18 protein-coding genes, 2 tRNA genes and 1 rRNA gene are annotated in these 19,272 nt (G+C 65.8%); 3 read left to right on the forward strand and 18 right to left on the reverse strand.

Features of this window, described 5'->3' with window-relative positions; all coding sequences use genetic code 11:
- Position 1 precedes the first annotated feature (1 nt).
- The 3 genes from N2K99_RS10735 to N2K99_RS10745 all read right to left on the reverse strand — a co-directional run bounded on the left by N2K99_RS10735 (position 2) and on the right by N2K99_RS10745 (position 4,402).
- On the reverse strand, positions 2-2,227 hold the full coding sequence (locus tag N2K99_RS10735) for an ATP-dependent DNA helicase RecG (RefSeq protein ID WP_227933748.1): 2,226 nt from the start codon (positions 2,225-2,227) through the stop codon (positions 2-4).
- Positions 2,217-3,176: a DAK2 domain-containing protein gene (locus tag N2K99_RS10740; RefSeq protein ID WP_227933756.1), complete on the reverse strand. Its 960-nt coding sequence runs from the start codon at positions 3,174-3,176 to the stop codon at positions 2,217-2,219. The genes N2K99_RS10735 and N2K99_RS10740 overlap by 11 nt, the downstream gene beginning before the upstream one ends.
- A gap of 203 nt (positions 3,177-3,379) precedes the next feature.
- The gene (locus N2K99_RS10745) at positions 3,380-4,402 is read right to left on the reverse strand and encodes an LCP family protein (protein ID WP_227933749.1); all 1,023 of its coding nucleotides are present in this window, start codon (positions 4,400-4,402) and stop codon (positions 3,380-3,382) included.
- Positions 4,403-4,483: 81 nt separating this feature from the next.
- Here N2K99_RS10745 and N2K99_RS10750 point away from each other — a divergent pair, with 81 nt between their 5' ends.
- On the forward strand, positions 4,484-4,963 hold the full coding sequence (locus tag N2K99_RS10750; protein WP_227923597.1) for a DUF3515 domain-containing protein: 480 nt from the start codon (positions 4,484-4,486) through the stop codon (positions 4,961-4,963).
- Here N2K99_RS10750 and N2K99_RS10755 read toward each other — a convergent pair.
- From N2K99_RS10755 to leuC, 6 genes are all read right to left on the reverse strand, one after another.
- Positions 4,960-6,117: a D-alanine--D-alanine ligase family protein gene (locus N2K99_RS10755; RefSeq protein ID WP_374200054.1), complete on the reverse strand. Its 1,158-nt coding sequence runs from the start codon at positions 6,115-6,117 to the stop codon at positions 4,960-4,962. The two genes, N2K99_RS10750 and N2K99_RS10755, sit on opposite strands and share 4 nt — an antisense overlap.
- The gene (locus N2K99_RS10760; RefSeq protein ID WP_227923588.1) at positions 6,114-7,157 is read right to left on the reverse strand and encodes an NAD(P)H-dependent glycerol-3-phosphate dehydrogenase; all 1,044 of its coding nucleotides are present in this window, start codon (positions 7,155-7,157) and stop codon (positions 6,114-6,116) included. The genes N2K99_RS10755 and N2K99_RS10760 overlap by 4 nt, the downstream gene beginning before the upstream one ends.
- Entirely contained in the window at positions 7,154-7,948 is a 795-nt protein-coding gene (locus N2K99_RS10765; RefSeq protein ID WP_227923586.1) for a 1-acyl-sn-glycerol-3-phosphate acyltransferase, read from the reverse strand. The genes N2K99_RS10760 and N2K99_RS10765 overlap by 4 nt, the downstream gene beginning before the upstream one ends.
- Positions 7,949-7,957: 9 nt before the next feature.
- On the reverse strand, positions 7,958-9,298 hold the full coding sequence (gene murA / locus N2K99_RS10770) for a UDP-N-acetylglucosamine 1-carboxyvinyltransferase (RefSeq protein WP_227933750.1): 1,341 nt from the start codon (positions 9,296-9,298) through the stop codon (positions 7,958-7,960).
- Between the two features lie 274 nt (positions 9,299-9,572).
- Positions 9,573-10,172 carry a 3-isopropylmalate dehydratase small subunit gene (gene leuD / locus N2K99_RS10775; protein WP_227923581.1) on the reverse strand — a complete coding sequence of 200 codons (600 nt, stop codon included), beginning with the start codon at positions 10,170-10,172 and terminating at the stop codon, positions 9,573-9,575.
- Between the two features lie 10 nt (positions 10,173-10,182).
- Positions 10,183-11,637, reverse strand: coding sequence for a 3-isopropylmalate dehydratase large subunit (leuC, locus tag N2K99_RS10780; protein ID WP_227933751.1), 1,455 nt, complete (start codon positions 11,635-11,637; stop codon positions 10,183-10,185).
- A 113-nt stretch (positions 11,638-11,750) separates the two neighbouring features.
- Between leuC and N2K99_RS10785 the strand changes: the two genes are divergently transcribed.
- Both N2K99_RS10785 and N2K99_RS10790 read left to right on the forward strand, forming a co-directional pair.
- A complete protein-coding gene (locus tag N2K99_RS10785) occupies positions 11,751-12,470 on the forward strand; it encodes an IclR family transcriptional regulator (RefSeq protein ID WP_227923577.1) in 720 nt (239 codons plus the stop codon).
- 53 nt (positions 12,471-12,523) lie between these two features.
- Positions 12,524-12,952: a potassium channel family protein gene (locus tag N2K99_RS10790; protein ID WP_227923575.1), complete on the forward strand. Its 429-nt coding sequence runs from the start codon at positions 12,524-12,526 to the stop codon at positions 12,950-12,952.
- 1 nt (position 12,953) lies between these two features.
- Here N2K99_RS10790 and thiL read toward each other — a convergent pair whose 3' ends face one another.
- From thiL to rrf, 9 genes are all read right to left on the reverse strand, one after another.
- Positions 12,954-13,967 (reverse strand): thiamine-phosphate kinase, encoded by a 1,014-nt coding sequence (gene thiL, locus N2K99_RS10795; protein ID WP_227923572.1) that lies wholly within the window; start codon positions 13,965-13,967, stop codon positions 12,954-12,956.
- 132 nt (positions 13,968-14,099) lie between these two features.
- Positions 14,100-14,172 (reverse strand) — tRNA-Glu (locus tag N2K99_RS10800).
- A 124-nt stretch (positions 14,173-14,296) separates the two neighbouring features.
- Positions 14,297-14,368 (reverse strand) — tRNA-Gln (locus N2K99_RS10805).
- Positions 14,369-14,480: 112 nt separating this feature from the next.
- Positions 14,481-15,206 carry an HAD family hydrolase gene (locus N2K99_RS10810; protein WP_227933752.1) on the reverse strand — a complete coding sequence of 242 codons (726 nt, stop codon included), beginning with the start codon at positions 15,204-15,206 and terminating at the stop codon, positions 14,481-14,483.
- Between the two features lie 11 nt (positions 15,207-15,217).
- Positions 15,218-16,735 (reverse strand): glutamate--tRNA ligase, encoded by a 1,518-nt coding sequence (gene gltX / locus N2K99_RS10815; protein WP_227923567.1) that lies wholly within the window; start codon positions 16,733-16,735, stop codon positions 15,218-15,220.
- 39 nt (positions 16,736-16,774) lie between these two features.
- A complete protein-coding gene (locus N2K99_RS10820) occupies positions 16,775-17,377 on the reverse strand; it encodes a hypothetical protein (RefSeq protein WP_227933753.1) in 603 nt (200 codons plus the stop codon).
- On the reverse strand, positions 17,377-18,150 hold the full coding sequence (locus N2K99_RS10825; RefSeq protein WP_227923562.1) for a fumarylacetoacetate hydrolase family protein: 774 nt from the start codon (positions 18,148-18,150) through the stop codon (positions 17,377-17,379). Before N2K99_RS10825 ends, N2K99_RS10820 begins: the two co-directional genes overlap by 1 nt.
- A 45-nt stretch (positions 18,151-18,195) precedes the next feature.
- Positions 18,196-18,945, reverse strand: coding sequence for a DUF1648 domain-containing protein (locus tag N2K99_RS10830; RefSeq protein ID WP_227933754.1), 750 nt, complete (start codon positions 18,943-18,945; stop codon positions 18,196-18,198).
- 79 nt (positions 18,946-19,024) lie between these two features.
- Positions 19,025-19,141 (reverse strand): 5S ribosomal RNA (gene rrf, locus N2K99_RS10835).
- Positions 19,142-19,272: the final 131 nt, after the last annotated feature.

The raw sequence follows: 19,272 nt of genomic DNA on the forward strand, positions 1-19,272 counted from the left end.
GTCAGCCGCGTTCCAGGAACGCCTCGGCTTCGGGGTTCAGGTAGGCCTCGATGGCTTCGTCCAGGGCCGGGTAGTCGCGCAGGTCCGGATCCTCGGCCACCAGGGCCACGGCGTCGGCACGTGCCTTTTCAATGAGCTTTTCGTCCTGGACGGCGCGCAGCAGTTTCAGGGTGGAGCGGCCGCCGGACTGGCTGGCGCCGAGGATGTCGCCTTCGCGGCGCAGTTCGAGGTCCTTGCGGGACAGTTCGAAACCGTCGGTGGTGGCCGCCACGGCCTCCAGCCGCTCACGGCTCGGATGTCCGGGCTCCAGCTGCGTCACGAGCAGGCACGTGCCGGGCAGCCCGCCGCGGCCCACCCGGCCACGCAGCTGGTGCAGCTGGGAGATGCCGAAGCGGTCAGCGTCCATGATCACCATCAGCGAGGCATTAGGCACATCCACCCCCACTTCGATGACGGTGGTGGAGACGAGCACGTCAATGTCGCCGCGGTTGAAGGCGGCCATGGTCTCGTGCTTGTCGTTCGGGTCCAGCCGGCCGTGCAGCGGCGCAATGACCTTCCCTGCGAGCGCCGGCACGGTGGTGAGATACTCGACCAGCTCCGTGACGGAGGTCAGCTCCTGCCGCTGGGCACGCTCCCGGCCGGCGGCTGCTTCCCTCTCGTCGAACAGGTCCAGCTCCGTACCGGGTTCCTCTTCCTTGGCTCCGATCTTGGGGCAGACCACGTACACCTGACGGCCGGCGTCGATCTCTTCCCGGGCGCGGGCCCAGATCCGCTGCTCCCACTGCGGCTTCTCGGCCAGCGGCGAGACGTAGGTGGAGATGGGGGCCCGCCCGGCGGGCAGCTCGGTGAGGGTGGAGACCTCCAGGTCACCGAAGACAGTCATCGCCACGGTACGGGGAATCGGGGTAGCCGTCATGACCAGCAGGTGCGGGGTGCTGTGTCCCTTGGTGCGCAGCACATCGCGCTGCTCGACGCCGAACCGGTGCTGTTCATCCACCACCACCAGGCCGAGGTCGGCAAAGGAGACGTTCTCGGACAGCAGGGCGTGCGTGCCGATGATGATTCCTGCAGCGCCGCTGGCAGCATCCAGCATGGCCGCCCGCCGCCCGGCGGTGTTCATCGACCCGGTGAGCAGGGCCACGCGGGTGCCGTCCGGATCGCCGTCGAGCTGGCCGCCGCGGCCCAGCGGTCCCAGCATGGCGCTGATGGATTCGTAGTGCTGGGCGGCCAGGACCTCGGTGGGTGCCAGCAGCGCCGCCTGTCCCCCGGCGTCGATCACCTGCAGCATGGCGCGCAGGGCCACCAGGGTCTTGCCGGAGCCCACCTCGCCCTGCAGGAGGCGGTTCATGGGATGGTCCCCGCCCAGTTCGGTGGAAAGGTCGAGCCCGATTTCGGCCTGGCCGCGAGTCAGGGTGAAGGGAAGGGACGCGTCAAAGCGGTCCAGGAGGCCGCCGGGCACTGCCGGACGCGCGGTGGCTTCCTCTTCGGCGGTCAGGGCACGACGCCGGGCCAGTGCGGTCTGCAGGACCAGGGCTTCCTGGTACCGGAACCGGTGCCGGGCGGCGTAGGCCTCCTCCATGGTGGCCGGGCGGTGGATCCGCTGATAGGCCTCCGTGATGTCGGGGAAGTGCTCCCGACGGCGGATCGACTCCGGGATCGGATCGCGCAGCCGGGCTGCCTGAAGCACGTCCAGCAGCATCGACACGGACTTGGCAATGGTTGGGCTGGCTATTTTGGCCGAGGCCGGGTACACGGGAATAGGCCGTTTGGCCTCCTCTTCATCCACGGCGTCATCATCCAACAGCGCGTAACTGGGATTGGTCAGCTGCAGCTGGCCGCGGTAGGCGCCCACCTTGCCGGAGAACATGGCCCGGGTGCCGACGGTGAGTTCCTTGAACGCGTTGAACCCGTTGAAGAACGTCAGGTGCAGCTGGCCGAGGCTGCCGTCGGTATCGTCGGTGACCACTACCTCGACGATGGTCCCCTTGCGGGCCCGCATCTGCCGCCGGTTGTTGCTCTGCACCCGGGCGATCAGGGTGACGTCCTCATCGAACGGGATTTCGGCGATAGGGGTCAGCTCGCCGCGTTCCAGATAGCGCCGCGGGAAGTGGTGGAGCAGGTCGCCGACGGTTTTCAGGCCGAGGTACTTCTCCATGGCATTGGCCGTGGTTTTGCCGATCCGTCGGTCCAGCGGAAAGTCGAGTTCTCCGGGGAGCCTAGAGTCCATGTGCCTCGGGGACTTCTTTGGTCTCGTGTCCGTCTGCGGACAGCTCGGTGATGGTCAGGTTCTCGGGATCGCCCAGGGTGCGCAGCAGGTCGATGGCGGCACCGGCGTCGGGCGTGTGGACGTGGATCCGCCAGCGGTAACCTTCTCCCACCGGGCTGACGGCGCTCATGATGACGGAGTCCCCCAGCTCGTCCAGCTGGAGCCGCAGCGTGGCGGCATCCAGCGGGCTGAGGGTGATGGTGCACATGACCTCCACGCCTTCCATGCGGGGCATGTGGGCGTGGATGTGCGGGTCCTGGACGTCGTAGCCGTGCAGTCCGTCCAGCAGTTCTTCCTGCAGTTCCTCGCCTAGGGCTGCGGCTCGCAGGGCATCCAGTACCAGCAGGAACCCGACGCCGCCGGCGTCCACCACGTGGGCCGCGGCGAGCGCGTCCAGCTGGCTTTCGGTGCGGATGACGGCGGTCAGGGCGGCGTCCATCATGGCGCGCAGCGTGATCGCGAGTCCCACGTTGCTGTCATCTCCGGTGACTGCCGCTTCACTGTCGGAGGCGGCGTGGGCTGCCGCTTCGAGGACGGAGAGCATGGTGCCGGGCACCGGGTCGCTGAGCACCGACCAGGAGCGCAGCTGCGCGCGCTGCAGGGCGGATGCGAGCAACGGCGCGGAGAGCCGGGTTGCGCCGGCCAGGGGTTCTGCCATGGAGGTGAGGAAGACTGAAAACAGGGTTCCGGAGTTGCCGCGGGCTTCTTCCATCGCGGCCCGCCCGGCGGTCGACAGCAGCTCGCCGATGTCGGCGGTGTCCTCTTCCGCAATAGCCCTCGAGGCGGAGCGGAGCGTCAGGTAGAGGTTGGTACCGGTATCGCCGTCGGCCACGGGAAAGATATTGATGGCGTTGAGGCGGTCGCTGTGGTTACCCAAGGAGACCTCTGCGTTACTCAACCATCGCTTCAGCGCTTGCGCGTTGGCGGTGATTTTAGTCTGCAAGGTAATCCCGTTTCCTGCTTGTAGAGCTGTCTCTGCTCCTGCTGGTGCCGCTCATGGAGGCCCGTCCTATCCGGTCTTCGTCGTCATTGCCGCTAACCGTCTATGTCATTAGGAAGCCTACCGCAGGGCACTGACAGTGGCCGATAACGATTTGCCGCCGGTTGGGCCGGTCAACTCTGCGGAGCGGCGGACCGGAGGTAGCCGGCGAGGTCGTCAGCGTCCAGCGCAGCACCGATTTCGGCGATGGCGGTCTCGTCCGGCACCACAATCGACTGCCCGTCGGAGGACGTGCCCACCCCGGCGTTCGGCAGGGTGAACATATGGACATCTCCGGACCGGACGTTGCGGAGGCTGACCGCCAACGCCCCTGCCGCCGCTGCGTCCAGGTCTTCATCAACGCTCAGGTACGGTGAAATTTCGCCCACGATGTTGCTGACCTTTACCGGGTCGGTCAGGGTTTCCGTGTTGAGGACACCGGAGATCACGCCGCTCAGGAAAGCCTGCTGGTTTTTGACCCGCTGGTAGTCCCCGTCGGCAAAGGCGTACCGCTCGCGGACGTACTTGAGTGCCGACTCTCCCTCAACGGTGATCGGCCCGGCGGCAAAGTACTCGCCATGGCCGCCCTCGGACTGGAAGGCGATGTCGTTGTTGAGGGTAACCCCGCCCAGGGCATCCGTCAGACCCTGGAAACCTTCAAAATCGATAATCGCCACGTGGTCGATGGGGACATCGAACAGGGTCTGTACGGTGTCAACCGTCAGGGACACTCCGCCGAGAGCCATGGCGGCATTGATTTTGTGTTCCCCGTGCCCGGGAATCTCCACCCAGGTGTCCCGCATGATCGACATAACGTACACGCCGCTTCGATCCCCCGGAATATGGACCAGCATCATCGTGTCCGACCGTGCATCGCCCGAAGCGGGATCGCGGGTATCGCTGCCCATCAGCAGGATGTTCTGCGAGTCTCCTGCTGCCGTGCCCTTCTCCGGACGTGTCTCTGGAAGCGCATTGGCAATGGTGTCCGTGGAACTGTCGAAGGTCCGCGCCAGATGCCACAGGTAGCCACCGGCTGCCAGCGCGGCAACCAAAACGAGGGCCAGAAAACCCAGCAGCACATTTCGCACGGGGTGTGACTTCCTGCGCGTGGTGTCTGCGGGAACGTCAGTTTCAGGGGAAAAGGGGTACTCGCTCAAGTGTTTTCCTCAGCTCGGGGGCGGTATGAGTCTATCCATTCCGATTCCGGTCCGGGGCACCGCGGCGGATACGCTGGAATCATGAAGTTCTATGCGTTACCAGCAGTACTTATTCTCTCTGCAGTGGCCGCCACCGGTTGCAGTCCGGTAGCCAGCATCGAATCGGCTCCGGACGCTGCCAACCCGGACTGCGCCGCCGTCATGGTGGCCTTGCCGGACGAGATGGCTGGTTACGCGCTGCGGGACACGGACAGCCAGTCGACGGCTGCGTGGGGCAACCCGTCGCGGGCGATCCTGAAGTGCGGTGTCCCTGTGCCGGGACCGACCACCGATCCGTGCGCCTCAGTGAACGGCGTCGACTGGATCCTGCGTGAGGGCGAAGACACCTGGACCGCCACCACCTACGGCCGGGAACCGGCTGTGGAAGTGATCTTCAATCCGAACGAGGTGGCCTCGTCCACCCTCCTGGTCCAGCTGCAGAACGCAGTGTCCAAAATCGAGCCCACCAGCCAGTGCCTGAGCCCCGAGGACACCCTGGAGCTCGAAGCCGGGCAGGGCTAGCGCAGCCCCGTCTTCCGGGCCAGCGCCAGGGAGATCAGTTCGTCGATCAGCTCGGTGTACGGCAACCCGGACTTGGCCCACATCTGCGGATACATGCTGATGGGTGTGAAGCCGGGCATGGTGTTGATCTCGTTGATGATCAGTTCGCCGTCCGGAGTGTAGAAGAAGTCCACCCGGGACAGGCCTTCACCGCCCACTGCATCGAAGGCAATCCCGGCAAGCCTGCGGACCCGGGCGGTAATATCCGCCGGGAGGTCGGCCGGGCAGCTCAGGTCTGCTGCTGCCCCGTCCACGTACTTGGCTTCGAAGTCGTACCACTCGTGGCCGCCGTCGCGCACGGCAACCTCGCCGGGCTGGCTGGTCCGCGGATCCTCCGTGCCGCGCCCCTGCAGGACGGCCACTTCGATTTCCCGGCCGATGATCCCGGCTTCGACTACCACCTTCGGATCGTGCAGGCGTGCCGCTTCGATGGCAGCCGGCAGTTCCGCTGCGTCCGTAACGCGGGTGATGCCCATGGAGGAACCGGCGCGGGCCGGCTTGACGAACAGCGGGAATTCAAGGGCGCCGGCACGGTCGAGGCAGGACTGCGGGTCGCGCAGCCACTGCCGGTCGGTGATGACCTCATAGGGGCCTACCATCAGGCCGGCGGATTCGAAGACCACCTTCATGTAGTGCTTGTCCATCCCGACGGCGGACGCCAGGACACCTGCTCCCACATACCGCATGTCAGCCATTTCCAGCATGCCCTGGAGGGTTCCGTCCTCACCGAAGGGACCGTGCAGCAGCGGCATCACCACGTCGATGGGGCCGAGGCTGCGGGGCAGGCTGCCGGCGGCGTGTGCCACCAGTTCCCGGCTGCCGTCCTGCGAGGAGAGCACTACGGATTCCTCCGACACCGGAACCTCGGGCAGGGTCGCGGCGCGCAGGGACCACTCGGCCGGGTCAGCCGACACCAGGCTCCACTGGCCGTTCTTCGCGATGCCGATGGGAACGACGTCGTACTTGGACGTATCAATGGCCTGCAGCACACCGGCCGCGGTCACGCAGCTGACGGCGTGCTCGCTGGAGCGTCCGCCGAAGAGGACGGCAACCCGGGGGCGCTCAGTTCCGGGACGGTCCTCTACGGTACCGGCGGGCAGGGGTTCAACAGTCACGGGGCGGACACACCTTCGGATTTCAGTTCTCGGGCCAGCAACCGCGGGCCCAGTTCGTCAACAGTAATTACGCCCTGCAGTACGGCGACAACGTTTTCGGTGATGGGCATGTAGACGCCCAGCTGGGTGGCGCGGTCCAGCACGGCCTGCGCGGACTTGATGCCCTCGGCGGTCTGGGTCATGGACGCGTTGACTTCGGCAAGGCTCAGGCCCTGGGCCAGCAGCGTACCCGCCGTGTGGTTGCGCGACAGCGGCGAGGAACAGGTGGCAATCAGGTCGCCCATACCGGCCAGTCCCGCCATGGTCTCCGCATTGCCGCCCAGTGCCAGGGCCAGGCGGGTGGTTTCGGCGAGTCCGCGGGTCATCACGGAGGCCTTGGTGTTGTCCCCCATGCCCTTGCCGTCGCAGATCCCCACCGCGAGGGCAATAACGTTCTTGACGATGCCGCCGATCTCGGTGCCCACCACGTCCTCATTGGTGTAGGGACGGAAATACGGCGCCGTGCAGGCCTCGGCGATCCAGCCGGCCGTATCCAGGTCGGTGCAGGCCACCACGGACGCGGTGGGCTCCTGCCGGGCAATTTCCATGGCGAGGTTCGGCCCGGAAACCACGGCGATACGCTCGGCGGGCAGTCCCAGTTCCTCGGCGATCACCTGGCTCATCCGGGCGTCCGTGCCCCGCTCCAGGCCCTTCATCAGCGACACGACGACGGCGTCGGCGGGAATCCGGCCGGCAACGTCCTTAAGCTGAGCGCGCAGGGACTGTGCAGGGACGGCGAGGACTATCATTTCGGCTCCGGCGAGCACCTCGCCGAGGTCCGTGAAGGCGCGCAGGTTGGCCGGCAGGACGGTGTCCTTGAGGTACTGGGTGTTGCGGTGCCTGCCGTTGATGTCAGCGGCCACCTCGGGGCGGCGGGCCCAGAGCCGGACGTCGGTGCCGCGCTCGGCTCCCGAGTCGGCGGCAATCTTGGCAAAGGCGGTGCCCCAGCTGCCGGCGCCCAGTACGGCGACGACGGCGGGGTGTTCACTGCGGGGGGTCACTGTCCGGCCTCCGGTTGGATTGGTTTGGTTGATGTGCCGGATGTGCCGGCTCCGTTTTCGAAGGAACGTCCCACCTGCCGCTGGCCCCGGGCCACGGGGTTCCACCGCTCGGTGGGCGGCTGGGTGCCGCGGAGCTTGGAGACCATGTCCGTAAGGTCGGACATGATCCGTTCCGTGGCTGCGTCCAGCACTGCCTTGCTGATCGGCAGTCCGGAGAATTCGGACAGGTCCACGGGCTTGCCTACCACCAGCCGCACCCGCTTGCGCGGGAACAGCTTGGGGAACTTCGCATAGCGCGGGAAGGCTTCCTGCGCACCCCAGTGGGCAATCGGAATGACGGGCACCCCGGTCTGCAGGGCCAGCCGCGCAGCCCCGGTCCGGCCTTTCATCGGCCAGAGGTCGGGGTCCCGGGTGAGGGTGCCCTCGGGGTAGATGACCAGCGTGCGCCCTGCCGCCAGGGCTGCACGGGCGGCATCCAGCGAACCGGCGGCCCCGGTGGTGATCCGCTCCACCGGGACCTGGTTCGTGGCGGACAGCGCCGGTCCCAGCACGGGCACCTTGAAGAGGGATGCCTTCGCCAGGAAGTGCGGCGGGCGGCCCTGGTTGTACAGGAAGTGCCCCACCACCACCGGATCGATTTCAGTCACGTGGTTCGGGCAGACAATGAAGCCCGGGTCCTTGGGCAGGTTCTCTGCGCCCTGCCACTGCTTTTTCAGGAAGATATTGAATACCGGCCTCAGGGATCCGGCCAGCAGAGCAAAAACAACCCGTGACTTATTCGATTCCGTCATTCCGTCAGGCTACCGGAGTCCGGCAGATACGCCGGAAGTGACGTCAAAGTCAGCGCCGAGGCCCTCCAGCTTGCCCTGGAAGTGCTCGTACCCGCGGTTGATCAGCTCGATGCCGGTCACCCGCGAGGTGCCTTCGGCAGCCAGTGCCGCAATGAGGTGGCTGAAGCCGCCGCGCAGGTCCGGGATGTCGATCTCCGCACCGCGCAGCTGCACGGATCCGGCAATAACTGCCGAGTGCAGGAAGTTGCGCTGGCCGAAACGGCACGGCACGCTGCCCAGGCACTCACGGTGCACCTGGATGTTGGCACCCATGCGGATCAGCGCATCCGTGAACCCGAAACGGTTCTCGTACACGGTTTCGTGCACGATGGAGACGCCCTCGGCCTGCGTCAGGGCGACAACCAGGGGCTGCTGCCAGTCGGTCATGAAGCCGGGGTGTACGTCGGTTTCGAGCACCAGCGGGTTCAGGGCGCCGCCCGGGTGGTAGAACCGGATGCCGCCGTCGTCGACGTCGAACGCGCCGCCGATCTTGCGGTAGGTGTTCAGGAAGGCGGTGAGGTCCTTCTGCTCCGCACCCTCAACGTAGATGTCACCCTTGGTGACGAGTGCGGCGGAGGCCCAGGAAGCAGCCTCGTTGCGGTCCGGAAGCGCCCGGTGGTTGTACCCGGTGAGTTCGGAAACGCCCTCGATGCGGATCACGCGGTCCGTCTGCACGGAGATGATGGCGCCCATCTTCTGCAGGATGGCGATCAGGTCCATGATTTCCGGTTCCACGGCCGCGCCGCGAAGCTCGGTGATACCCACGGCCTTGACCGCCGTCAGGAGCACCTGTTCGGTGGCTCCGACGCTCGGGTACGGCAGTTCAAGCTTGGCACCGCTGAGGCCCTTGGGCGCGGAAATGGAAATGCCGCCGGGGCGCTTTTCCACCACGGCACCGAAGTTGCGCAGCATCTGCAGGTGGTAGTCGATCGGCCGGTCGCCGATTTTGCAGCCGCCGAGGTCAGGAATGAAGGCTTCGCCCAGGCTGTGCATCAGGGGCCCGCAGAGCAGGATCGGGATGCGGGAATCGCCGGCGTGGGCGTCGATGTCCTTGGACGCCGCCGTCTTGGCGTTCTTCGGATCCATGGTGAGATCGCCCGTGACAGGGTCCTTGGTGACCTCAACGCCGTGCAGCTGCAGCAGCGACGTAACTACCTCGACGTCCTTGATTTCAGGAACGTTGCGCAGTGTGGACGGGCCGTTGCCAAGCAGGGCCGCAACCATCGCCTTGGGGACCAGATTTTTCGCCCCGCGGACCGGTACCTTCCCTGAGAGAGGAACACCGCCTCGGATGGTGAGGACGCTACCCATGAACACCTGATTTCTTAAAATAGATTGGCCCCGGAAGCAATAAGAGACTGCACTCAAGCATATGAGCAAGGGTCTGCTTACTGAAATAACGCCGCCCCCCAGCAGGCTGGAACCGATGTGATTCCGGTCATGCCCGCGATTGAAAGCGGATAGGCCCCGCCGAAGCGGGGCCTATCAATGATATCGGGGCGGGGAGAGAGGCAGAAAAACCTCCGGAGTGCAAACCGGAAGCCTGCTGATCATTCCCGGGTCCGCCGGCCCTGCCTGGACCGCCCTAGTGCAGGGCGGGGAGCGTGGTGGGCTTGTACGCGGGTCGCTCGGCCTCGAACGAGGTGATGTCGGACTCATGGCGCAGGGTCAGGGCAATGTCGTCCAATCCCTCCAGCAGGCGCCAACGGGTGTACTCGTCAATTTCGAAGGGAGCCGTGACGCTGCCGCAGACCGCGGTCCGGGCCTGCAGATCAACGGTGACCGTTGTTCCCGGGGAATTTTCCAGGACCTTCCAGATCAGCTCGATGTCGTCCTGCGCAACCTGGGCCGCGACAAGGCCCTGCTTGCCGGCGTTCCCGCGGAAAATGTCGGCGAAGCGGGAGGAGAGCACGGCCCGGAAGCCATAGTCCTTCAGCGCCCAGACGGCATGTTCGCGGGAGGAACCGGTGCCGAAGTCCGGCCCCGCCACCAGCACGGATCCCTGGCTGTAGGGTTCCCGGTTCAGAATGAAGTCCTCGTTCTTCCGCCACCCGGCGAAGAGCGCATCCTCGAATCCGGTGCGGGTGATCCGCTTGAGGTAGACGGCCGGAATGATCTGGTCGGTGTCCACGTCGCTTTGGCGCAGCGGGACGCCGATTCCGGTGTGGGTGGTGATCTTTTCCATAACGGTTCTCCTAGGCTGCGGCGGTGCCGACGACGGCGCCCGGCAGCGGGTCGAGGTCGGAGGGTGAGCTGAGGGTTCCCCTGACGGCAGTGGCCGCTGCCACCACCGGGGAGACCAGGTGGGTCCGTCCACCCTTGCCCTGCCGGCCCTCGAAGTTGCGGTTGGAGGTGGAGGCGCAGCGCTCCCCCGGTTCGAGCTGGTCAGGGTTCATGCCCAGGCACATGGAACAGCCGGCAAACCGCCATTCGGCGCCGAAGTCCTTGAACACCCGGTCCAGTCCTTCGGCCTCGGCCTCCAGGCGCACCCGCGCGGAGCCGGGCACCACCATCATCCGGACTGCGGGGTCCTTCTGCCGGCCGCGGATAATGTCCGCGGCTATCCGCAGGTCCTCGATGCGGCTGTTGGTACAGGAGCCCAGGAAGACGGTGTCCACGCGGATGTCCTTCATGGGTGTGCCGGCAGCCAGGTCCATGTAGGCCAACGCGCGTTCGGCGGCGGCGCGCGCGTTTTCGTCGCTGAAATCTTCGGGTGCGGGAACGGCTTCGGAGAGCGAAACTCCCTGCCCGGGGTTGGTTCCCCAGGTGACGAAAGGCTCCAGGGTGTCGGCGTCCAGGAAAACCTCGGCGTCGAACTCGGCGTCAGCGTCCGTGGCAAGCGATTTCCAGTGCTCGACGGCGGCGTCCCAGTCCCGGCCCTGTGGTGCGTGCGGGCGGTGCCGAAGGTAGGCGAAGGTCGTTTCGTCCGGGGCGACCATCCCTGCACGGGCACCGGCCTCGATGGACATGTTGCAGATGGTCATCCGCGCCTCCATCGACAGGGCGCGAATGGCGGAGCCGCGGTATTCCAGCACGTAGCCCTGTCCGCCGCCGGTGCCGATCTTGGCGATCACCGCCAGGATGATGTCCTTGGACGTAACACCGGGCCGCAGGGTTCCCTCGACGTTGATCGCCATGGTCCGAAACGGCTTGAGGGACAGTGTCTGGGTGGCCATGACGTGCTCGACCTCGGAGGTGCCGATACCCATCGCCAGCGCACCGAACGCACCGTGTGTCGAGGTGTGGGAGTCGCCGCAGACCACAGTGAGTCCGGGCTGGGTCAGGCCAAGCTGGGGGCCCACCACATGGACGATGCCCTGCTCGGCGTCCCCCAGCGGATGCAGCCGCACGCCGAACTCGGCACAGTTGGCCCGCAGCGTTTCGATCTGGGTGCGGCTCACCGGGTCGGCAATGGGCTTGTCGATGGCCAGCGTGGGAGTGTTGTGGTCCTCGGTGGCAATGGTCAGGTCCGGGCGGCGCAGTCCGCGCCCTGACAGCCGCAGGCCTTCGAAGGCCTGCGGAGAGGTGACTTCATGGACGAGGTGGAGGTCGATGTAGAGCAGGTCGGGAGCACCGTCCTCCCCCTTGCTCACCACGTGCTCGTCCCAGACTTTCTGCGCAAGCGTCCTGCCTGCCACATGCTCACCCATACCGGTACCCCTTATTTGGTTCAATCCGTAGTTCCTCAAGAGAACCAGCAGGCAGAGCCGACGGTCCAGCTTTCCGATTTGCATCTCAGATAGTGAGACGGCAGTATCAACTTATGGACACAGTCAGCGGGGTAGGCGTTATCGACAAAGCGGCCATGGTGCTGGATGCACTGGAAGCCGGCCCCACCACGCTGGCGCAGCTGGTTTCCGCTACGGGGCTGGCGCGCCCCACAGTGCACCGGCTGGCGCTGGCACTGGTGCACCACCGGCTGGTCGGCCGCGATATCCAGGGCCGGTTCGTCCTGGGCGGACGCTTGGTGGAACTGGCCTCCGCGGCCGGCGAAGACCGTTTGATAGCCTCCGCCGGGCCGGTGCTGCTGTCGCTGCGTGACGCAACGGGCGAAAGCTCCCAGGTCTTCCGGCGGCAGGGCGAGTGGCGGGTCTGCGTCGCCTCCGCCGAGCGGCCCATCGGCCTGCGGGACACCATCCCGGTGGGCACCCAGCTGTCCATGAAAGCCGGTTCCGCCGCCCAGTGCCTGCTGGCCTGGGAGGACCATGACCGTCTCCTCGAGGGCCTGCAGAATGCCCGCTTCACCCCCACCGTCCTCGCTGGTGTCCGGCGCCGCGGCTGGGCCCAGAGCCTGGGCGAACGCGAACCCGGTGTTGCCTCCGTTTCCGCTCCGGTGCGCGGGCCGTCCGGCCGGGTGATTGCCGCCGTTTCGATTTCCGGGCCGATAGAACGCCTCACCCGCCAGCCGGGCCGCGTTCACGCCGAAGTGGTGGCCAAGGCCGGAGCCCAGCTCACCGAGGCACTGCGCAACAGCGGCGAGTAACCCTATATTGGGAACCTAGAACCGTTGGGGATCGAAGACCCAAGGGAGTTCCCATGAAGCGGATGCGGGTGCTGTGGCACATTGTCCGAATCTCCGGCGCCGACTACATTTTCTTTGGCTTCCTGATTGTCCTTGGGGTCGCCAGCTTCCTGCTGCCGCGGCTCGAACCGCAATTCTCCGATTTCGGCGACGGCCTCTGGTACCTGTTCGTTTCCTTCACAACCGTCGGCTTCGGCGATTATGTGGCTACCGGACCGGCAGGCCGGATTATCACGGTGGTGGTGACCCTGTACGGGATCCTCGTGGTGGCCCTCATGACCGGCATCATCGTTGGCTTCTACACCGAACTCCTTAAGGCCCGGGCCACCAACGCACTGGATGACTTCGTCAAGGAGCTGGAGCACCTGCCGGACCTGTCACGGGAGCAGCTGCTGGACCTGGCCGAACGGATCCGCAACCGGCGCATCATGCCGGACTCCTGAGCTAGCCGGCGAAGTGGTCCCAGCCGGTGGCCGGCGGCACCTCTCCGCCGAAGGTAACTCCCCCGCCGTCCGTTACCTCTCCCACACGGACAAACCCTGCCGGCAGGACCGCGTCCGGCGGGAAGGTTGCCAGGAGACCGTGGTCCTCTCCCCCGCCGAGCACCCACGCCAGCGGATCCGCACCGAGGCGCGCAGCTGCCGGCGCCAGCAGCTCCGCCCGGGAGGTGAGATAGCCGGCGTCGAGGTCAATGGCCACGCCCGAGGCACGGGCGATGCGGCCGGCGTCGCGCACGAGGCCGTCGGAAACGTCCAGCATTGCAGTCGCGCCCGCATTTGCCGCCCGCGGACCCCTGTGCACGGGCGGATGTGGCCGGTTCTGCGAGGCCACCAGGGCCGCGAGGAGTTGGTCGGCTTCCGCACGGACAGCTGAGTAGTCCAGGCCGCTTTCCAGCACGGCCAGCCCACCTGCCGCGGCCCCCAGCGCCCCGGAGTGTGCCAGCACGTCTCCGGTGCGGGCTCCGGAGCGCAGAACCGGCCGGCGGCCCTCGAGATCGCCGGTGACGGCGGCCGTGACGACAATCTGGCTGCCCCTGCCCAGGTCTCCGCCGACCACCGAGCAGCGGCCGGCGTCGGACATCAGGGTTTGGACCGCCGCCGCAAGTCCGGTCGCCAGGTCCTCGACCCATGCCACCTCGGTGCTGCCCGGAAGCGTGAGGCTGACCACCAACGAGGTAGGTACGGCACCCATGGCGTTGATGTCGGACAGGTTCTGCGCTGCGCATTTCCAGCCCACGTCATATCCGGTAGTGCGGTACCCCGAGGGCCAGAGCAGGCGGAAGTCGGCGTCCTGGACCAAGGTGTCAATGGAGATCACCGTTCGCCCGTCCGGAGCAGCGATCACTGCGGCGTCATCACCGGGACCCACGAGTGCCGTCGTCGGTCCGAGCCTTGGGAAGATCCGGGCCAGGAGTGCCTTTTCATCGAGCTGGTCCACGGTCAGGGCTTCGAGCGGCACAGGCTGTTCCTCTGGTTATTGTTTTGCGGCTACCGTTTCGAAATTAGCACGGTGACAATCCTGAGCCGCGGCCATTATCACCGGGGCAAAACAAAACCGGCCCCGGACATATTGTCCGGAGCCGGTATTCTGTGACCCCAGCGGGATTCGAACCCGCGTTACCGCCGTGAGAGGGCAGCGTACTAGGCCGCTATACGATGGGGCCGTGTACAGTGCTCCGAGTCTTTCAACCCAGGCACTTCCTTGCCGGTTTCGGAGAACCGGCCTGTAGAGTATTTCATACTCTGTCAGAGGAGACCAATCGGGGCTAAACCACCAATTGATTACCGCTGGGATACCAGGACTCGAACCTAGAATGTCGGTACCAGAAACCGATGTGTTGCCAATTACACCATATCCCAATGCACTTTTCCGGCTGCTTCTCGAGGAGTTATCCCCGGCCGCAGCCCCTCAGCACGAGATATAACTATACACGGGTTCCGGACCAAGTACAAAACGGGCCCGGTGCCCGCATCAGATAAGCTCCAGCAGCTCGCCGAGCGAGCCAATGGTGCGCACTTCCGACGGCGCTGTTGCTCCGTCGTCGCGCACCGGAGAAGGATTGCCCGTGCGGTCGAGCCAAACGCCCAGCAGGCCGGCGCCTGCCGCTCCCACGGCGTCTACCTGCAGATTGTCCCCTACGTAGGCGGTCCGCTCCGACCTGCTGCCCAGCAGGCGTACTCCTTCATGGAAGATTGCCGGTTCCGGTTTGGCGGCACCGACGGTGTCGATGCCGACCAGGACCTTGATGCGCTGCAGCCCGGCGGCGTCCAGCTTGGCCCGCTGGTAGTCGTGCACGTTGTTGCTGACTGCCCCGTACGCGATGCCGCGGTCTTCCAAGGCATCGAGCAACGGTGCGACGTCGTCAAAGGCGCGGAAGTACTGCGGCAGGGCTTGTTCATAGGCCTGGTTCCACGCCCGTGCCGCGTCGCTGTCCAGGGGTGCCAGCCCCGCCTGTTCGCGGGCATGCTGCAGGCGCAGCACCCGCTGGTCGGCAAAGCCCAGCCGTCCGGCCAGGTAGGCGTCATAGTGCCCCTGGGGGTCGGCGGCGAACAGGGAGGTGTAGGCCTCCCAGTCCGCCGCCGTGAAGTGGGTCAGGTCATCGGCGCTGACCGCCTGCAGCGTGGTGCCCATGGCAGCCTGAAGATCGATGAGGGTCTCGTCGATGTCGAACAGCACCGCATCGATGAACCTGCCCATTTCGGTGTTCCCTAGGCTGCTGCGCGGAACGCGCGGATCCGTGCAAGCGAGGATTCCCGGCCAAGGATGACCATGGACTCGAACAGGGGCGGTGAAATCCGGCGTCCGGAGACGGCAGTGCGCACCGGGCCGAAGGCCAGGCGGGGCTTGATGCCCATGTCTTCCACCAGTGCCTGGCGCAGCGCTGCCTGGATGTTCTCCGCGGTCCAGTCGGACACGGACTCCAGGGCCGCCAGGGCCGCGTCGAGGACCTCGCCCAGGTTTGCCGGCAGGCCCTTGCGGGCGTCATCGGCAACGTCGACGGCGTCGTCGGCCTTGAAGAGGAAGCCGAGCATGTCCGGGGCCTCACCCAGCAGGGTGATGCGCTCCTGTACCAGCGGGGCGGCTTCGGTCAGGATTTCCTCTTCACGCGGTGTGAGGGTCTCCCCTACCAAACCGGCCTGCTGCAGGTACGGCACCAGCCGGTTGCGGAAGTCTTCGGCCTCGAGCATCCGCACGTGGGTGCCGTTGATGGCCTCGGCCTTCTTCAGGTCGAAGCGGGCGGGGTTGGCCAGCACGTTGTGGATGTCGAAGTTCTCCACCAGCTGGTCGACGGTGAAAATGTCCTCATCTGCGGACAGCGACCAACCCAGCAGGGACAGGTAGTTCAACAGGCCTTCGGGGATGAAGCCGCGTTCCCGGTGCAGGAAGAGGCTGGACTCCGGATCGCGCTTGGACAGCTTCTTGTTGCCGGCACCCATCACGTACGGGAGGTGTCCGAACAGCGGCATGTACTTGGCCACGCCGACGTCGATCAGGGCGCGGTAGAGCGCAACCTGGCGCGGGGTGGAGGACAGCAGGTCCTCGCCGCGCAGGATGTGGGTGATGCCCATGAGCGCGTCGTCCACCGGGTTGACCAGCGTGTACAGCGGTGCACCGTTGGCCCGGACCACTACGAAGTCGGGAACGGTGCCGGCCTTGAAGGTGATCTCGCCGCGGACCAGATCGGTGAAGGTGATGTCTTCATCCGGCATCCGGACGCGCAGCACGGGCGAGCGGCCTTCGGCCCGGAAGGCCTCGATCTGCTCCGCGGTCAGGTCGCGGTCATAGTTGTCATAGCCAAGCTTGATGTCGCGTCCGGCGGCGCGGTGGCGTGCTTCGATTTCCTCCGGTGTGGAGTAGGACTCGTAAACGTAGCCGGCCTCGCGCAGCTTCGCGATGACGTCCTGGTAGATCTCGCCGCGCTGGGACTGCCGGTACGGTTCGTGCGGGCCGCCCACTTCCACGCCTTCATCCCACGTGATGCCAAGCCACTTCAGCGCGTCGAGGAGCTGGAGGTAGCTCTCCTCGCTGTCACGCGCAGTGTCGGTATCTTCGATGCGGAACACCATGGTGCCCTTGGTGTGCTTGGCATAGGCCCAGTTGAAAAGGGCGGTCCGGATGAGGCCGACGTGCGGGGTACCCGTGGGAGACGGGCAGAAGCGCACGCGTACGGGCGTGTCATCGGTAACGGTGGGAAGGTCAGCTAAGGGAGTGGGAGCGTTAGTCATGATGTTTCCCAGTTTAGACTCTTCCGTCCGGTAGCCGCCTTATTGTGCGTAGGACAGCAGCCAGAGGAAGACTCCGCCGCCGGCTGCCGCTCCGGCGGCCGCTGCGAAGAGATGGCCTGCCGGGCGTCCCTGCGGCAGCCGGGCGGCGAGGAAAAGCGCCAGCCCGCCGGCAATGACAACACCTGACACTGTCCCCGACAGTCCCGGGAACAGCAGGGCCGCCGTCGAACCGAGGATCACGATGCCCGCCCCCAGGGTGAGGTCCAGCCAGGACCAGGACGTGAACGCATTGGCGACCAGCAGCACGAGGGCTGCGGCCAGCAGGGCGAACACCGCCGCAGAAAGCGGCAGCGGACCGTCCAGCCAGAGGATGAGCCGCTGGAACATAAACGCCAGAGCCGCCACCCCAAGCACGGTGGGCGGCAGCGACGACGGCGGCAGGCTGCGGAGGTCGTTGTGCCGCTGCAGGTAGGCGACCAGGACCGCAGGGAAAACGCCCATCAGCAGCGCTGCCCCTGCACCCCAACGCAGGGCGGCGCCGGGTGGAAAGCCGAGAAACGGAGCGGCCAGGAGGATGAAGGACCAGATCAGCGCAGCCATGGCTGCGTTCCGGCCGGACTCCCGGGCCGCTCCGCGGGGCATCAGCTGCGGACGGTGTTGACCAGCCGGCCGATGCCTTCGATATCGACCTCGAACCGTTCGCCGTCGCTGATGATGCCGACGCCGGCGGGGGTGCCGGTAAGGATAACGTCGCCCGGCAGCAGGGTGAAGGCCTGCGAGACATAGGAAACCAGTTCCTTGACTCCCCAGATCATCGAGTTGGTGTTGCCATCCTGGACCAGTTCGCCGTTGAGGTAGCCACGGACCGCCGTGTTCTCGGGATCCAGTTCGGTTTCGATCCACGGACCCAGCGGGCAGGAGGTGTCAAAGCCCTTGGCGCGGGCCCACTGGTCGTCGGTGCGCTGGGCATCGCGGGCGGTGAGGTCGTTGGCGCAGGTGTAGCCGAAGATGACTTCGTCCACGCGTTCAATCGGGACATCCTTGCAGATGCGTCCGATGACGACGGCGAGTTCGGCTTCGTAGGAAACCTCGTCCGAGAAGGAGGGCAGCACCACGGGATCGTTGGGGCCGATCACCGAGGTGTTCGGCTTGAGGAACATCAACGGCGCCGGCGGCACGTCGTTGCCCATTTCGCTGGCGTGGTCCGCGTAGTTGCGGCCGATGCCGACCACTTTGCTTCGCGGGATGATCGGGGCCAGCAGGCGCACGTCTTCCAGCTTGTGCCGCTCCCCCGTCAGCTGGACGCCCGAAAAGAACGGGTCACCCTTAATGACGGCGATTTCTTCGCTGCCTTCTTCTCCGCCGACCACGCCGAAGGCGGGGTCGCTGTCCTGTACAAATCGAGCAATACGCATGGGTATAAGCCTAGTGGAGAAACGGACCAAGCCGGCAGGCGGTACCTACAGGGCCAGGAAGACTCCGAAAACAGCAGGAAGGACAACGAAAACCGCCAGGAACACAACGACGGCGGTGCGTCCGGCGCGGTTGCCGATATTCACCGTCAAGCCGGTGCCGGACCCGGCGCGCTTGGGTACCAGGATGTGCGGGTCAGCCGGATCGTTGTAGAGGATACCGCCCACCCATCGCCTGTCCTCTTCCTGTTCCTCTGTTGTCGGGCGGACACCGTCCCGCTCAGCCGTGCGCCTCGCCCAGCGGGAGGCAGACGTGTAGGAAAGGACCAGGCAGCCAAGGATCAAGGGAACCATCATCAGGGCCGGTCCGGCCGGGACATGGTCCGGGGTGCGCCAGCCGGCGACCGTAAGCACGCCGATCAGCGCCGCTATCAGGAAAGAGGTTCCGCCCAGGGCAGCAACCGTGCCGCGGATCATCCCCTCCCGCCGATACAGTTCCCAGTCCGACGGATCCTTCTCCGGGGGAACCATGGCAGGCACGACGGCGGCCACCAGGGCCACCAAGACGCTGAGGCCGGCGCCCATCATCAAAGGGAAGAAGGCGGTGCCGAAAGATTTTGCTTCCCACTCGTCCGGGCGGCCGCCGGCGCCCCAGTGGGTCGGAATTGTCTCCGGCAGGGAATCGTAAATCGTGGCTCCGTAGGCGAAACAGGACGCCGAAACAAGCAGTGCAGCGAAATGGATCAGCCAGAAGACCCCGCGCCCGCTGGTGATTTTTGTCTCGACCTTGGATTCCATGTACTTAATCTATCCGGATTGGAGGGTTAAACAGGAAGAGCCCGTACCAACACTGGTACGGGCTCAACCTTCAATTATTGTCCGGCGGTGACCTACTCTCCCACATCCTCCCGGATGCAGTACCATCGGCGCTGTGGGTCTTAGCTTCCGGGTTCGGAATGGGACCGGGCGTTTCCCCCACGCTATGACCGCCGTAACCCTTCTACCCGCACCACACACCCGCGAAAACAGGGTATGCGTGGGGAAAACAATGGTTACAACACGTCCCGGAACCACCTCGCAATGAGGGGTGCCGGCAGTGCGGTAAATTGTGAACCCGCCCCCTGG

The organism is Arthrobacter sp. zg-Y1110, assembly GCF_025244865.1.
Lineage (GTDB): Bacteria > Actinomycetota > Actinomycetes > Actinomycetales > Micrococcaceae > Arthrobacter_B.